Source organism: Leisingera sp. ANG49 (genome assembly GCF_059694505.1).
The window spans coordinates 607,390-620,967 of record NZ_JCATZN010000002.1 but is presented as its reverse complement, the minus strand read 5'-3'; the positions used below and the strand labels follow the sequence as shown (position 1 = coordinate 620,967).

Sequence of the window (13,578 nt, the reverse complement as noted above, 5' to 3'; positions counted from 1 at the left end):
TAAGCCGGGTTCCGCGAAAACTCCGGCCAGGAAAGCAGGTGTTTTCCTGGCCGTTTGCCGCGCAGAAAAACCGCGAGGCATTCGCCTATGCGGCTTACTGATGCGGGAAGTAATCCTCGCAGTCACCGTCGCGGTAGACATCCGCGGTGCAGCAGTGCAACCCGCCGCCAAAGGCATAGGCGTCGCGCAGCTCGACCTCGATGACTTCCATGCCCAGCTTGTCCATCTGCTCCGCCTGATAGACCTCGGCTTTCTCGACGCAGACGGTCTTCGGGTCCAGCACCAGCACGTTCATGCTGAGCCAGGTGGAGGAGTAGCACAGCGGCGGCGGGGTGTTGTGCGCGGGCTGCGCCGCGTCGACGATTTCCCAGCCGTTCATGGTGAACATTGCACGCTGCTCCTCCGGCAGGCGGCGCTGCGGGTTGTTCAGGATCAGCCCCGGGCGCAGCGGAGTGAAAGTGGCGTCGATGTGGATCGGATAAGGGTCGCCGGGGAAGTTCACCGTATGCACGCGATGCTCCGGGAAGTGGCGGCGCAGCCATTCGATGCCCTTGAGGTTGGTGGTGAACCCGTGCTGCACCACCAGATCCTTGCCGAACCGCAGCACGTCGGCGGCGTCGAACAGGGGCTCCTCCTCGGTGGTGACAAAGAACTTCTCTGCCGCCCATTCCAGCCGCTTGGCCACGCCGATCTTGTCGCTCAGGTAATCCGGGTGGTAATCCGCGTCAGTCAGCCGCGGCTTGGGGGCCGCTTCGTGGCGGAAGTTCGGATCTTCCTCCCAGTACTGCTTCAGCAGCGGCCGGTAATTCAGGTATTCGAACCAGCGGCAGCGGTAGGACATGGTGGCTTCCAGCATCTCATGGCCGACGGTCAGCAGCACATCGCGCGGCGGCATGCAGCCGAACTGGCTGCCGGTGTGGAAATCCGGCGTGGTCACAGGCTGCGAATGGTCGATCGGAACCGGCCGGTCGACGCGGATGCCAAGGCCGCGCAGCTGATCGGCGAAATTGTTCAAAAGCTCGTTGGCGCGGTCGATGGTTTCCTGCGGCCGGCGCCCCCACTGGCCGCGCATGTCGCTGTCCTCGGGCACCTTGGCATCCAGCGCGGGCTCTTCCGGCGGGATATGGCAGTCATCGGCGCGGCCCACGATCACATGGCGCAGCGTGTCCCATTCGTTCCAGCTTTTGACTTCGGTTTTTTCCGGCGACCAGGCCATGGGTGCCTCCTTTGTCAGGGGAGACAAAGGCGGGGCCTTCAATCTCCCGATTGAAAGTCCCGGCGTACAGGAGCGTGGTTTCAGGGCCAGAGCAGTCCTCTCTGCAGCGACGCCATCGCCTGTGAGCCCGCGCGGGATATATCACCGGCAGAGGGCGCAGGGAAGATGATTCAGGAGTCCGCTGCGACAAGGGGATGAAACTGCCGGTGACTGCGCTAGCATCCTATTGCAATCGCAGATGCATCCGGTTCGAGCAGAATGACAGACAGCCCCAGACCAGCCCCGCCGGCGTCGGCGACCAGCCAGGTGACGATGCTGCTTGGGCTGGCCGGGTATTTATCCGCCCTTCTGCTGATGCAAAACAGCGGCGCCGGACGGGTAGAGGCCGGGGTCACCGCGATGCTGGCAACCGCGCTGCCGATGCTGGCATATGAGCTTCTGGTGCTGAGGACCTATGCAGATGCGGCAACCGGGCTTGGACGCCTGCAATGGCGCCCCGTCAACTGGCGCCGGGTCCTGGTAAAACTGACGGGGCTGTGCGCCACGCTGGGGGCAGTCGCCGCGGCCTACTGGCTGTTTCCGGAGTATCACCGCAGCTTTTATGCCCCTTTCTGGGATGCCTGCCGCATTGTTCTGCCGGTCATTCTGGTGCTGGCGGTGCCCTACTTCACCGTGGTCGATCTATGGATGGAGGCCCCCGGAGACGGATATCTTTATGCGGGCCACTTGGTGCTGGGCCGCCTCGACAAGGTGGACTGGGACGTTCTGCGGGACTACGGTCTCGGCTGGCTGATCAAGGGGTTCTTCCTGCCCCTGATGTTTGTCTATTTCAGCGGCAATGCCGCCTATCTTCTGAAAACGCCGCTGACCGCCGCGATGGAGAGTTTTCCCGCCTTCGTCAGTTACATGGGGCGGCTGACGGTCGGCATCGACCTGGCTTTTGTCAGCATCGGCTATGTGCTGACGCTCCGGATCACCAATTCCCACATCCGCTCCTGCAACCCGCTGTTCTGGGGCTGGGTGGTGACGCTGGCGATGTATGTGCCCTTCTTCTCGGTCATCGGGCGCAAGTATCTGGAATACAATGACGGGCTGGGCTGGCTGGACATGCTGGGCGGCTGGGGGCCAGGGATCGTCCTGTGGGGCGGCGCAATCATTGCGGCCAAGGTACTGTGGGCCTGGGCCAATGCCTCCTTTGGCATCCGGTTTTCCAACCTGACCCACCGCGGCATCATCACCAATGGCCCCTACCGCTGGACCCGCCACCCTTCGTATTTGTTCAAGAACATATCCTGGTGGCTGCTGTCGGTTCCGTTCTTCACCACCGAAGGGGCAAGCGAGGCGCTGCGCCTGTCGCTGCTGCTTCTGGGAATCAACGGAATTTACGTCCTGCGCGCCAAGGCGGAGGAGCGGCACCTTTCCGAGGATCCCGCCTATGTGGCCTATGCCATGTGGATCGAGCGGCACGGCAAGCTGCGCTGGCTGGGGCGTCTGCTGCCGGCGCTGCGGTATTCGCCGCCCGAAACCGCTCCTGCCCGGTAGGCCGCGCGGTCGTGGAAGCCGGGCAATTTACTTCAGCTGGCTGTCTTTGGAGCCGCGCCGGTTGATGCCGCCGCGGGCCTGCTGGGCGCCGTCGCGCTCCTGCTGGCACTCGATGCAGAGTTTGACGCCGGGGATGGCAATACGGCGTTTCTCCGGGATCGGCTCCTCGCATTCGGCGCAATGGGTCAGGCTTTCGCCGACGGGGCGTTTCTGCGCCTTCATCCGCGCAAGCTCATCGTTGATCGAGGCTTCGATCTGCTCATTCACCGCGCCGTCCTGCGCCCAGCCGCCTGCCATGGCCCTTCCTCCTGTGCCAGAAGAGATGAATTTAGGGCCGCACGGATGGCCTGGCTAGGGCCGGCACGCCCCAATTTCCGAGTAAATCTATCAACTATTTGATTTCATTGCATTTTCCATTGACCACCTGCCACCATCCAGCTACACAGAATGCAGAAATTGCAAGCAAGCCAGAATCACCAGGCCGCAAGCAGCCAGCGCTCCAGCCACCCGTCAGGGCAGCCAGACAGCAAGCTTCGCCAGCAACCGGAGTGATTTCAGCCAGCCGCGCCTAGACCAATCAGCCAGCAATTCTGCCAGCCCTCCCATTCAGCCCCGCACCCAGCTTACCGCCAGGCCCGTGCCAGACAGGGTGTCACACCAGCATCCGCCAGCCCTGTAGGTCAGCACGTCTGACCAAATGTTTCGCGCGCGAAACATTACGGCAGAACCGCTGCCGTAAAGCCAGCGTCATTGCCTGCTGACGAAAAAAAGGCGGTGCACTGCACCGCCTTTCCAATCTTCGCGCTGATGATGGATCAGACGCTGTTCAGCATGCCCTTTTCCATCGCCAGGTCGCGCATTTTCTTTTGCAGCTTCTCGAACGCGCGCACCTCGATCTGACGGATCCGTTCGCGGCTGACATTGTACTGCGTGCTCAGCTCTTCCAGCGTCACCGCCTGATCCATCAGGCGGCGCTGGGTCAGGATGTCCTTCTCGCGGTCGTTCAGTACATCAAGCGCCTCGGCCAGCAGCTCGCGGCGGGCTTCCAGCTCATCGCGGGCTTCATAGTCGCCGGCCTGGTCGGCATCTTCGTCCTCCAGCCAGTCCTGCCACTGCATGGTGCCTTCGCCCTCGGAGCCGACAGTGGCGTTCAAGGACGCATCGCCGCCGGACATGCGGCGGTTCATCGAGATCACCTCATCCTCGGTCACGCCAAGGTCGTGAGCAATCTGCGCGACATTTTCGGGGCGCAGGTCGCCCTCCTCCAGCGCGCCGATGCGGGCCTTGGCCTTACGCAGGTTGAAGAACAGCTTCTTCTGCGCCGAAGTGGTGCCAAGTTTCACCAGAGACCAGGAACGCAGAATGTATTCCTGGATCGAGGCCCGGATCCACCACATGGCGTAGGTTGCCAGGCGGAACCCCTTTTCCGGATCAAAACGCTTCACCGCCTGCATCAGGCCGACGTTGGCCTCAGAGATCACTTCGGCCTGCGGCAGACCGTAGCCGCGGTAGCCCATGGCGATCTTGGCCGCGAGCCGCAGATGGGACGTCACCATCTTGTGCGCCGAGGCCGCATCCTGTTCCTCGACCCAGCGCTTGGCCAGCATGTATTCTTCTTCCGGCTCCAGCAGCGGAAACTTGCGGATTTCCTGGAGATACCGGTTCAGGCCGCCTTCGGGTGTCGGGGCAGGCAGGTTTGCATAATTCGCCATATAAAGTGTCCCTCCCAAAATGTATAAGGACTTAACATTAGCGCATATGAGTCAGCGCTAAGCCCTTTTCAAGGACCGCTTAAGGAATTCTTCTATTTTAGCCCGAGTCATTTCGTCTGTGAATTGCGTCACAGGACGGAACACGCTTATTTGCAGTCAGTTTACTGGCGCAAAGCCGCCAGCAAACCGGCCATATCCGCGGGCAGCGGCGCCTCGAACCGGAGCGCTTCGCCCGTTACAGGGTGGTCAAATCCCAGCACTGCCGCATGCAGCGCCTGGCGCGGGAAGGTCTGCACCGCGGCCCGCGCTGCCTCGCTCAGCGCCTTGGCCGCCAGCTTGCGGCGGCCGCCATAGGTGGGGTCGCCGATCAGCCCGTGGCCGGCATGGGCCATATGCACCCGGATCTGGTGGGTGCGGCCGGTTTCGAGCCAGCATTCGATCAGCGCCGCGCAGGGCGGGTTGCCGAAGCTTTCAACAATGCGTGCCCGGGTCACCGCGTGGCGGCCGCCCTGAAACAGCACCGCCTGCCGCTGGCGGTCAGTCTTGTGGCGGGCCAGCTGGGTGGTGAGCTTGAGGATATTGCCCGGCTCGAAGCTGGCGCCCTTGACCCCGCGCAGGCGGGGATCGTTGCCATCCGGCACGCCGTAGCAGACCGCCTGATAATAGCGCTCCACCGTGTGTTTTTCGAATTGCGCTGCCAGCCCCTGGTGGGCAGCGTCGGATTTTGCCACCACCAGGAGGCCCGATGTCTCCTTGTCGATCCGGTGCACGATACCGGGGCGCTTGACCCCGCCGACGCCCGACAGGTTGCCGCCGAAGTGATGCAGCAGCGCGTTGACCAGCGTGCCCGAGGGCGAGCCCGGCGCCGGGTGCACCACCATGCCCGCAGGCTTGTTGATGACAATGAGGTCATCGTCCTCGAACACGATCTCCAGCGGAATGTCTTCGGGGCCGATGTGGCTGTCCCCGGCCTCCTCCACCGCGATCGAGATCAGCGCCCCGGCCTCAACCCTGGCCTTGGCATCCTGCACCACGGTGCCGTCAACGGTCAGCGCGCCCTCCTCGATCAGCCGCGCCAGCCGGGTGCGCGACAGCGCCGCCTCCTCTGGCACATCGCGCGAAACCGCTTTATCAAGCCGCTTAGGCGGGTTTTCCGCGATGACAAACTCAATCCGGCGGCTGCCCATGACTGATCCTTCCGAGACCGAAATCCAAACGGAGCCACCGCAGATCCGGTTCCTGCGACGGCTGGTGACCACGCTGACGGTGGTGATGATTGGCGGGCTTGTAGTGATTATCACGCTGCTTGTCATCCGCTTGCAGTCAGGCGATGCGCCGCTGCCCGCAGAAATCGCCCTGCCCGAAGGTGTTGAAGCTGAAGCGGTGACACTTGGGCGCGACTGGATCGCCGTCGTCAGCCAGGACAACCGCATCCTGATCTTTGACCGCGAAACCGGCGCGCTGCGTCAGGAAGTGCAGATCAAGGACTGAACCGGGGCCGGTCAGGACCTCAGCAGCACCTTGTTGGAATCGATTGCCGCGGCGATCTGGGCGTATTGCGTCTGCCGGTCCCGCGCAGTCTCTGCGCTGCGCAGAAGAACGGTTGCGGCTTCTTCGAGAATGCGGGCTGCTTCCAGATTCACCGCAGCCTGCGCCGCGGCCCTGACCGGTGTCAGCGGACGGCGGGTGCGCTCACCCGGATCCGCGGCGCTGGCGACTGTGACACGGCCCCTCTCCGGATCGCGGTTCTGGCGGGCGAGCCGTTTCAGCCGCCCTGAAGTGTCCTGCAGAACGCCGCGCACCTCGTCATAGTCGGTGCCCTTGGGGATCCTGTCTGCCGCGGCCTCCAGCCGTTCGGACAAACAATCCACCTGCAGTGCCGAATCACCGGTGGCACGGCAGAAGGCCTTGGCCGCCTCCAGCGTCCCCAGCAGTTCCGCCAGGAAAGCTGGAGAGCCGAATTCATTACCGGGAACCACCACTGTATAGACAACAGGTCCCGGCACCTGGGCCAGCGCAGGCGCCGCAACCAGGGCCAGACAGGAACTTCCTGCAAAAACCGATTTGACGATTACTTTGAACATATTGCTTCCCTCGCAATGCCCCGGAAACCGCTCATGGCTGCAGCGGTCTGCGCGGTATTTTGCCTGCACGCCGTTGCTGTTGTCACGTTTTGTTGCCCGGCTGAAGGCGGTTGGCTAACGTTAACATACCCCTAATCATAAGGTTGTTATTTATGTATACCAGTATCTTGCGGGCTGTCGCACTGACTCTGCCGCTGACGTTTACTGCAGAGGCCGTTTTTGCCCAGGCAGAAACCGCCCTGGAAGCAGCCCAACGCCGCGCGGTCTGCGGGAACGGCGTTCCGGTTTCCGCCACCTACCTTGCAAACGGGTCGCTGCAGGTCACGTGCCGGACCAGCACAACCGGCCTGCCGGAAACCGGTTTGTCCACGGAAACTGCTGCCGGGGTTCTGGCAGGGACCGTGTTCCTAGTTCTTGTTGCCGATGACGACGACGACACTACCACCACCACCACGACCACAACGACCGGGGGCAGCTAAGGGCACTTGAGCATTCTCCAAGACCGGAGGCTGCACATCCGCTCTGACACCAGCCGGGTCCAAAGGGGCCGCCGCAAAACATGCGGCGGCCCCTTTTGCGCAGTCTTTCCGGAAGGCCGGGTCAGGCAGCAATCCAAAAACAGGGCCGACCACAGGCGCAGCCAGGTCCGGCGGCGGCACAAGACGGGCATCCAAGGCCCGGCAACAGCATTTCTGAAGGAGAGAGATGGTACCGCCTCCCCGGCTTGAACGGGGGACCTCTGGATCCACAATCCAGCGCTCTAACCAACTGAGCTAAGGCGGCACTGAGGGGCCATTTATAGCACGCTCCGGAGGCGTGCAAGAGGTTTTTCATCATTCTGTTTCAGAAATCCGCCGGACTGGACAGTCCCCGGCAAGGCCGCTGGCCCGCAGGAAGGATTTCGCGGAAGGTTATCCACAACCGCTTGCATTTGTTCCCAAATTTCGCTCTGCCCGGTTTCAGGCACCGGCTTCCCGGAACGTCAGGCTCCAGGTCTGCTCCACCAGGTCCTGGCCATAGTTGCGCACCGGCCGGCTGTCCTGCAGCTGCCAGCCGAAAGCGCGGTAAAGCGCACACGCCGTGCGGTGGCTTTCATGGGTCTTCAGCATCATGCCGCGGTAGCCGGCGGCACGGGCAAACTCCATGCAGTCGCGCAACAGCCGCTTGCCCAGCCCCTTGCCGCGCGCCTTGGGCGTCAGCAGGAACAGGCGCAGCTGCGCGGTGTCGTCACTCTTCTTCATGCAGAACACCGTTCCCAGCCGCTCCCTGCCGCTGACAGCCATCCAGCCGCGCTCGCAAACCGGATCATGGTCCGCGCAAAAGCCGTGCACGATATCCGCGACCTGCGTCCCGAAACTGCCGTCGAACCCGGCCTCCTGAGCATAAAGATCCTGGTGGCGGGCCACCAGCCATTGCATGTCAGTGGGGGCGAATCGGCGCAGCGTTACATCCATCATGCAGACAGTGTAGCGCAAACCCGGCTTGCGTTTCAGCCTGCGCCGGGCTAGCACCAGCATTCAAGCGGCTGGCCGCCATTGGAGTGCAAGATGGGCATCAATACCGAACGCGACGTGGAAGCAAACATGCAGATCGGGCCGACCGACCAGGGCATGGTGCGGATCTTCATCGAGGCGGGCGGCGTCGAGATCCCGATGGACTTTGATCCGGAAGAAGCCGAAGAGATCGCCGACGAGCTTCGCGCAGCGGCGCAGGCGGCCCGCACAGTCAAATAAGGCAAGCTTTCGGAAAATCCGCCGCTGTTTTCACGCGAATTTTCTGAACTGCAATTTTAACTATTATATCTATCTAAAGCCCCGGGGCTCACCCTCGTGCTCAACCAGTTATCGGAGTGAGTGCCATGGTGAACCTGACGAGCAGTGCAGCAACCCCCTTTTTCTATTCGGCGCAGCTGACCGCTGTGACCAGCACCGCAAGTGCATCGCTGGACGGGATCAACCCCGCCCTTGGCATGACTGCCGATGACTTGCAGCAGGAGGCCAACGGGCTGTTTGGCGGCCAAGGCCGCCGCGGGCCGGAAGGACTGCCGCCGGCGGCACACGGATGGAAAAAGCCGCAGGCGCAGAATGCAGTCGTGAAGCTGGGCGGCACACCCGCGGCCCCTGCCCACGAAGTTCCGCCGAAACCCGGCGCCCCGGCGGCGCAGCCCGCCCCCGAGGCAAACGTTGCGCTGCAGGCCGCGCCCGCTGCTGCAGTCGAGGTTCTGCCGCAGCAGGAGGTAACCCAGGCCAGCGCCGCTGGCCCGGAGGCAAGTTATTATGAAAAGCGCATCTTTGAGATGGCCAAAGCGCTGCATGCCCTGGCGTCCCAGCCCTGGCCGCAAAACGCGGTGGCACTGATCCTGCTGACCGGCCTGCCGGAGGAACAGCCTGCGGCAACCATGCAGCCGGGAACAGAACAGCAACCGGCGGAACAGCCGCAGGCTGCCGCAGCGCCGCAGCAGGGTATCCCCGCTGCCGTGACAGGCACAGCAGCCACGGCGGGCGGCGACACCGTGGAACTGCGTGCCGATGTCATCCGCAGCGTCGCCACCGGCGACGGGGCCGACACCGTGGCACTGGAGGGGCGCATCGTGCAGGGCGTTCACACCGACCGCACGCCCGCTCAGCCTTTTGAAGGACGAGGTTTCGGATACGGGCGCAGGTTCGCACGCATGCAGGGTCACCCGTTCGGGCAGCAGCAGGCGCCCGGGCGCGGACGCTGGCAGGCGCAGTTCGCCAATGCGGATTCGGTCTCGATCCGCGCCCGCCATGCCCGCAATATCAGCACCGGCGGCGGCGATGACGCCATTGCCATCCAGGCAGGCACCCTGCGCGGGGTTCAGGCCGGCAAAGGCGATGACAGCATTGCGGTTGCAGCCACTCTGGTGTCGCGCATTCGCGGCGGCGCCGGCAACGACGTGATCTCTGTCGCGGCTCAGCGCGCCCTGCGCGGATGGCGGGAGGGGTCGGCCGCGGCGTACAATCCTGATGCCCCCGCGGCTGCCAAGATGCGCCAGGCGCTCAGCACCTATGCCCAGGTGAGCGGCGGCAACGGCAACGATCAGATCAACCTTCAGGTGGGAGAAACCCTGGCCGCGCGCGGCGGCAGCGGCGACGACCGCTTCACCCTCCAGGGCGGCACCGTGGCGCTGCAGTACAGCCACGGCGACGGCCACGACACTGTCGAACTGTCAGATGGGGCTAATGCCGTGGTCCAGCTGCGTGAGATGGGGGCCTCGGCCTACAGCGCCGAACGCGATGGCGACACGCTCACGCTGAGCTTCGATACCGGCGGCAGCATCACCTTCACCAATGTGGCCCAAGGCGGCGCCATCGGTGTCGCCACCGGTCCGAACGCCCCGATTGCCCTGCTGCATCAGCCCGCCGCACTGAACGCGATGGCTTGAGCAAGCGGCCCCGCGAAGACCCGCAGGGCGCTGCCCGGCCCAAGTCTGCCGAGGGGCCCGGCACAGCCGGGGCAGCTGCAGGCGCGGGAGCCGCGCCGGATCACCACTCCGGCTGCTCCTCCGCTGCAACACCAAGAAGCTGCCCGTCCTTGCCCGGGCGCGGATCACGCAAGACCTGCAGCCGGCGGACCGCATCCATGGCAAACTTCTGCACCAGCTTCTTGCGCCGGGCCGGCGCCAGCTTTTCCTCAGGTGCCATGCGGATGATTTCTGCGTCGTAGGGATCGGCGATGATCAGCCCGGTGCCGCCGGGCAGCAGCTCGGTCGGGAAATCCATGTCGACGGCCCAAAAGTAACGGTCGCACCATTCCAGGTAACCCTCCCACTTGCTGTCGGACTGGAAATCGGCGCGGCTGGACTTGCACTCGATCACCCACAGCTCCCCCTTGGGGCCCAGCGCCATCACGTCCACCCGCAGACCGCGGGCGGGCACGAATTCCTCCAGCGGCGCATAGCCCAGAGAGCGCAGGTAGCGCGACACCCCGCGGGCAAGTTTCTGGCCAGGCTGCAGATCTTCCATCATGCCGATGAATGTGAACAATTGGGGAACAAATTGCAATCCTGCGCTTTTGCAGAGAAACGCATGAAGACAGCCGCAGCCCCCTTGTAACGGCGCGCCCGGCAGCTTACTTACGGGCTTGGCGGGTTCTGCCCTTCTCGTGACAGGCAGCATTCCGGTGGCCTTAAGCAATTCCGAGGGAGCTGGCTCTGTCCGGATCCTGGTCCGTTTACCTGGCGCCCACCTGTATATACAGGTCCTCGGGAATCAAAGCCGCACGGTTGACTGGTGGTCCCGCCGCTTCCTCCCCTCCCCGCAAATGAAAACCGCGCCTTCCGGTAAGAAAGCGCGGCGGATATTCAGCAATTGCGCGGATCAGCGGCGGCGGTTCAGCTGGCGCTGCCGCTGGGAGGTTTCCTCCGCAGGGACTCGCACCGGCTGGAATTCATGCGCCGCCGGGGTGCCGCCGCGGGGGCCGCCATCCTTTTCGGCCATGGCCATCACTGCCCAGGCGAACTGCACGCCGGCAAAGACGATGCCGTTCATGAACCACAACAGGAACACCGCCAGCAGCCCCACGTCAGAGGCAGAGACCAGAGCCCAGAGGTTCATCACGTTGAACCACAGGAGCATTGCCACAAAGGCGGCAGCAATCCCAAAACCGATCACCACGTTTCGGATGTACATTTTCACCAGTTCAGGCATCTGAGTCCTCCAGATATACAAGAAGAGGTTATCAGCCTTTGCGGCGGCGTCCAGCGGTTCCGGAAGGGATGAGCGGAATTTGCCGCACCCTTCGCCCGCCTTGACAGCGGCACAAAAAAGCGCGCCCGGAGGCGCGCCTTTTTCAGCTCAATTCAGCGGCAGATGGCGGCTCAGAATGCTTCCGGCCGGGCCTCGCGCGCCATGTGGTCGAGCACGGCGTTGACGAACTTCGGCTCCTTGCCTTCGGGGAAGAAGGCGCGGGCGATGTCGACAAACTCGTTGATCACCACCTTCGGCGGGGTATCGGACTGGGTCAGCTCGGCGCCGGCGGCGCGGAACAGCGCCCGCAGGGTCGGGTCAATGCGGGCAATCGGCCATTTCGCCACCAGGGCACGGTCGGTCATCTGGTCGATCCGTGCCTGGTGGTTCACGGCCTCACGCACCAGCTTGCGGAAAACGGCAGTATCGCCTTCCGCCATCTCGTCACCCTCGTAGACAGCGCCGAAACGGTGATCCTCAAACTCGACGATCACCTTGTCGAAGGTGAGGCCGCTGTGTTCCATCTGGAACAGCGCCTGCACGGCATAAAGCCGCGCTGCCGATCTCATCTGATTCTTGCCGTTGCCCTTGGGGCGGCTGTCCTGGGTGCTCATGCGCTGGTGGATCCGTTGTCTGTACCGGCGACCTGGTATGCCCCTGCGGGCGCCTTGAAGCCGATGCCTTTGGTCTGGGCGCCCCACTTACGCGTGAGTGCGATCAGATGCAAGGCCGCAGCAGCCGCGCCGCCGCCTTTGTTCTGATCGGCGGTATCGGCGCGCACTTCGGCCTGCTTGCGGTTTTCCACGGTCAGGATGCCGTTGCCGATGCACAGGCCCTGCAGCCCCATCAGCTGGATCGCGCGGGAGCTGTCGTTGCAGACAGTTTCATAATGGGTGGTCTCGCCGCGGATCACGCAGCCCAGCGCCACATAGCCGTCGAAGTTGGAGGTGCGGTCGGCAATCGCAATTGCGGTCGGCACTTCCAGCGCGCCCGGCACTTCGACGATCTCGAATGTGCCGCCTGCGGCTTCGATCTCTGCCGCGGCGCCCGCGACCAGATTGTCGGCGATGTCCTTGTAATAAGGCGCCACAACGATCAGCAGTTTTACCGGCTTGTCGAATTCGGCGCGCGGCAGGGTGTAGTGGGTTTCATGTCCAGCCATATCAAGCGTCCTTCAGAATGGGGCGGCTGCCGGTGATGGACAGCCCATAGGCATCCAGCCCGACGTATTTGGTCGAGGGCGAGTCGGTCAGCAGGACCAGCTCATGCAGGCCCAGGCTCGACAGGATCTGGGCGCCGATGCCCGTCTGCTTGATGGTCACCGTGCGCGGGCCTTCGTCCTCGTTCGCATAGAGCGCGTTGCGCGGCTGGCGGAACAGGGTCACGACGCCGCGTCCCTCCTCGGCGATGATCTCCATTGCGCGGGGCAGCTGGCGGGCAGACTTGGGGCCGAGGCCCAGAATGTCGGTCGCCTCATGCAGCGCATGGGTGCGCACCAGCACCGGCTCCGATGTGGTGATGTCGCCCTTGATCATCACCACATGCTCAATGCCGTGGGTCTGGTCGGTGAACAGCCGCATTTCCCATTCGCCGCCGATTTCCGAGGTTACGGTCTCGCGCGAGGTTTCCACCACCAGGTTGTCGTTGCGGGCGCGGTAGGTGATCAGGTCGGAAATGGTGCCGATCTTCAGCCCGTGCTTCTGCGCATATTCCACCAGGTCGGGCAGACGCGCCATGGTGCCGTCTTCCTTCATGATCTCGCAGATAACGGACGACGGGTAGTGGCCCGCCAGACGGGCAACATCGCAGCCAGCCTCGGTGTGGCCTGCACGGACCAGCACCCCGCCCCGGCGCGCGCGCAGCGGGAAGACATGTCCCGGGGTCGCGATGTCGGCGGCGGTTTTCTCCGGGTCGATGGCAGTTGCCACGGTCAGTGCGCGGTCGGCTGCGGAAATGCCGGTGGAGACACCCTCGCGCGCCTCGATGGAGACGGTAAAGGCGGTCTCGTGGCGCGAGGAATTGTGCAGCGCCATCATCGGCAGGCCCAGTTCCTCGATCCGCTCAGCCGGCATGGTCAGGCAGATCAGGCCGCGGCCGTGGGTCGCCATAAAGTTGATCGCAGCCGCATCGGCATGCTGGGCGGGGATCACCAGGTCGCCTTCGTTCTCGCGGTCCTCGTGGTCGACGAGGATGAACATGCGGCCCTGACGGGCCTCTTCGATGATCTCTTCGATCGGGCTGATGGCATCGCGCAATTGCGCCTCAACCGGCCCTGGTGTTTCAAAGCTCATATGGCAGCCTTTCGATGCGCTTGG

General features: G+C 63.6%; 16 protein-coding genes and 1 tRNA gene. 5 read left to right on the top strand and 12 right to left on the bottom strand.

The window, feature by feature from the left end:
* Nucleotides 1-94: 94 nt before the first annotated feature.
* Entirely contained in the window at nucleotides 95-1,216 is a 1,122-nt protein-coding gene (locus tag AC58NV_RS09410; RefSeq protein WP_497226889.1) for a serine/threonine protein kinase, read from the bottom strand.
* Nucleotides 1,217-1,474: 258 nt separating this feature from the next.
* On the opposite strand from AC58NV_RS09410, the gene AC58NV_RS09405 reads away from it, so the two are divergent.
* Complete coding sequence (locus tag AC58NV_RS09405) at nucleotides 1,475-2,758, top strand: isoprenylcysteine carboxylmethyltransferase family protein (RefSeq protein ID WP_497226888.1); 1,284 nt, start codon at nucleotides 1,475-1,477, stop codon at nucleotides 2,756-2,758.
* A 27-nt stretch (nucleotides 2,759-2,785) separates the two neighbouring features.
* On the opposite strand, the gene AC58NV_RS09400 is transcribed toward AC58NV_RS09405, so the two are convergent.
* The 3 genes from AC58NV_RS09400 to AC58NV_RS09390 all read right to left on the bottom strand — a co-directional run bounded on the left by AC58NV_RS09400 (nucleotide 2,786) and on the right by AC58NV_RS09390 (nucleotide 5,657).
* The gene (locus tag AC58NV_RS09400) at nucleotides 2,786-3,055 is read right to left on the bottom strand and encodes a DksA/TraR family C4-type zinc finger protein (RefSeq protein WP_019294707.1); all 270 of its coding nucleotides are present in this window, start codon (nucleotides 3,053-3,055) and stop codon (nucleotides 2,786-2,788) included.
* A gap of 518 nt (nucleotides 3,056-3,573) precedes the next feature.
* On the bottom strand, nucleotides 3,574-4,470 hold the full coding sequence (gene rpoH / locus AC58NV_RS09395) for an RNA polymerase sigma factor RpoH (protein ID WP_174145667.1): 897 nt from the start codon (nucleotides 4,468-4,470) through the stop codon (nucleotides 3,574-3,576).
* 161 nt (nucleotides 4,471-4,631) lie between these two features.
* Nucleotides 4,632-5,657, bottom strand: coding sequence for an RluA family pseudouridine synthase (locus AC58NV_RS09390; RefSeq protein WP_497226887.1), 1,026 nt, complete (start codon nucleotides 5,655-5,657; stop codon nucleotides 4,632-4,634).
* Between AC58NV_RS09390 and AC58NV_RS09385 the strand changes: the two genes are divergently transcribed.
* Nucleotides 5,656-5,961, top strand: a complete 306-nt coding sequence (locus tag AC58NV_RS09385) for a DUF6476 family protein (RefSeq protein WP_497226886.1) — start codon at nucleotides 5,656-5,658, stop codon at nucleotides 5,959-5,961. The genes AC58NV_RS09390 and AC58NV_RS09385 overlap by 2 nt on opposite strands.
* Nucleotides 5,962-5,972: 11 nt before the next feature.
* Here the strand turns inward: AC58NV_RS09385 and AC58NV_RS09380 are convergent, their stop codons facing one another.
* A complete protein-coding gene (locus AC58NV_RS09380; protein ID WP_497226885.1) occupies nucleotides 5,973-6,554 on the bottom strand; it encodes a hypothetical protein in 582 nt (193 codons plus the stop codon).
* A 152-nt stretch (nucleotides 6,555-6,706) separates the two neighbouring features.
* Here AC58NV_RS09380 and AC58NV_RS09375 point away from each other — a divergent pair, with 152 nt between their 5' ends.
* Entirely contained in the window at nucleotides 6,707-7,033 is a 327-nt protein-coding gene (locus AC58NV_RS09375; protein WP_497226884.1) for a hypothetical protein, read from the top strand.
* A gap of 227 nt (nucleotides 7,034-7,260) precedes the next feature.
* Here AC58NV_RS09375 and AC58NV_RS09370 read toward each other — a convergent pair.
* Nucleotides 7,261-7,337: transfer RNA gene (locus AC58NV_RS09370), tRNA-His, on the bottom strand.
* Between the two features lie 176 nt (nucleotides 7,338-7,513).
* Nucleotides 7,514-8,011 (bottom strand): GNAT family N-acetyltransferase, encoded by a 498-nt coding sequence (locus AC58NV_RS09365; RefSeq protein WP_497227046.1) that lies wholly within the window; start codon nucleotides 8,009-8,011, stop codon nucleotides 7,514-7,516.
* A 90-nt stretch (nucleotides 8,012-8,101) separates the two neighbouring features.
* Here AC58NV_RS09365 and AC58NV_RS09360 point away from each other — a divergent pair, with 90 nt between their 5' ends.
* Both AC58NV_RS09360 and AC58NV_RS09355 read left to right on the top strand, forming a co-directional pair.
* Nucleotides 8,102-8,287 (top strand): DUF6324 family protein, encoded by a 186-nt coding sequence (locus AC58NV_RS09360; protein ID WP_019294714.1) that lies wholly within the window; start codon nucleotides 8,102-8,104, stop codon nucleotides 8,285-8,287.
* Nucleotides 8,288-8,412: 125 nt separating this feature from the next.
* Nucleotides 8,413-9,960 (top strand): hypothetical protein, encoded by a 1,548-nt coding sequence (locus AC58NV_RS09355; protein WP_497226883.1) that lies wholly within the window; start codon nucleotides 8,413-8,415, stop codon nucleotides 9,958-9,960.
* A 100-nt stretch (nucleotides 9,961-10,060) separates the two neighbouring features.
* Here the strand turns inward: AC58NV_RS09355 and AC58NV_RS09350 are convergent, their stop codons facing one another.
* From AC58NV_RS09350 to ribB, 5 genes are all read right to left on the bottom strand, one after another.
* Nucleotides 10,061-10,543 carry an MmcB family DNA repair protein gene (locus AC58NV_RS09350; RefSeq protein ID WP_497227045.1) on the bottom strand — a complete coding sequence of 161 codons (483 nt, stop codon included), beginning with the start codon at nucleotides 10,541-10,543 and terminating at the stop codon, nucleotides 10,061-10,063.
* Between the two features lie 351 nt (nucleotides 10,544-10,894).
* Nucleotides 10,895-11,224, bottom strand: a complete 330-nt coding sequence (locus AC58NV_RS09345) for a hypothetical protein (protein ID WP_497226882.1) — start codon at nucleotides 11,222-11,224, stop codon at nucleotides 10,895-10,897.
* A gap of 170 nt (nucleotides 11,225-11,394) precedes the next feature.
* Nucleotides 11,395-11,877, bottom strand: coding sequence for a transcription antitermination factor NusB (nusB, locus tag AC58NV_RS09340; protein ID WP_065269835.1), 483 nt, complete (start codon nucleotides 11,875-11,877; stop codon nucleotides 11,395-11,397).
* Nucleotides 11,874-12,425, bottom strand: coding sequence for a 6,7-dimethyl-8-ribityllumazine synthase (locus tag AC58NV_RS09335; protein ID WP_019294720.1), 552 nt, complete (start codon nucleotides 12,423-12,425; stop codon nucleotides 11,874-11,876). The genes nusB and AC58NV_RS09335 overlap by 4 nt, the downstream gene beginning before the upstream one ends.
* Before the next feature lies 1 nt (nucleotide 12,426).
* On the bottom strand, nucleotides 12,427-13,554 hold the full coding sequence (ribB, locus tag AC58NV_RS09330; RefSeq protein ID WP_497226881.1) for a 3,4-dihydroxy-2-butanone-4-phosphate synthase: 1,128 nt from the start codon (nucleotides 13,552-13,554) through the stop codon (nucleotides 12,427-12,429).
* Nucleotides 13,555-13,578 lie beyond the last annotated feature (24 nt).

Coding starts and splice junctions, on each gene's coding strand:
- AC58NV_RS09410 (WP_497226889.1), bottom strand. CDS start 1,216: ATGGCCTGGTCGCCGGAAAAAACCGAAGTCAAAAGCTGGAACGAATGG.
- AC58NV_RS09405 (WP_497226888.1), top strand. CDS start 1,475: ATGACAGACAGCCCCAGACCAGCCCCGCCGGCGTCGGCGACCAGCCAG.
- AC58NV_RS09400 (WP_019294707.1), bottom strand. CDS start 3,055: ATGGCAGGCGGCTGGGCGCAGGACGGCGCGGTGAATGAGCAGATCGAA.
- rpoH (WP_174145667.1), bottom strand. CDS start 4,470: ATGGCGAATTATGCAAACCTGCCTGCCCCGACACCCGAAGGCGGCCTG.
- AC58NV_RS09385 (WP_497226886.1), top strand. CDS start 5,656: ATGACTGATCCTTCCGAGACCGAAATCCAAACGGAGCCACCGCAGATC.
- AC58NV_RS09390 (WP_497226887.1), bottom strand. CDS start 5,657: ATGGGCAGCCGCCGGATTGAGTTTGTCATCGCGGAAAACCCGCCTAAG.
- AC58NV_RS09380 (WP_497226885.1), bottom strand. CDS start 6,554: ATGTTCAAAGTAATCGTCAAATCGGTTTTTGCAGGAAGTTCCTGTCTG.
- AC58NV_RS09375 (WP_497226884.1), top strand. CDS start 6,707: ATGTATACCAGTATCTTGCGGGCTGTCGCACTGACTCTGCCGCTGACG.
- AC58NV_RS09365 (WP_497227046.1), bottom strand. CDS start 8,011: ATGATGGATGTAACGCTGCGCCGATTCGCCCCCACTGACATGCAATGG.
- AC58NV_RS09360 (WP_019294714.1), top strand. CDS start 8,102: ATGGGCATCAATACCGAACGCGACGTGGAAGCAAACATGCAGATCGGG.
- AC58NV_RS09355 (WP_497226883.1), top strand. CDS start 8,413: ATGGTGAACCTGACGAGCAGTGCAGCAACCCCCTTTTTCTATTCGGCG.
- AC58NV_RS09350 (WP_497227045.1), bottom strand. CDS start 10,543: ATGATGGAAGATCTGCAGCCTGGCCAGAAACTTGCCCGCGGGGTGTCG.
- AC58NV_RS09345 (WP_497226882.1), bottom strand. CDS start 11,224: ATGCCTGAACTGGTGAAAATGTACATCCGAAACGTGGTGATCGGTTTT.
- nusB (WP_065269835.1), bottom strand. CDS start 11,877: ATGAGCACCCAGGACAGCCGCCCCAAGGGCAACGGCAAGAATCAGATG.
- AC58NV_RS09335 (WP_019294720.1), bottom strand. CDS start 12,425: ATGGCTGGACATGAAACCCACTACACCCTGCCGCGCGCCGAATTCGAC.
- ribB (WP_497226881.1), bottom strand. CDS start 13,554: ATGAGCTTTGAAACACCAGGGCCGGTTGAGGCGCAATTGCGCGATGCC.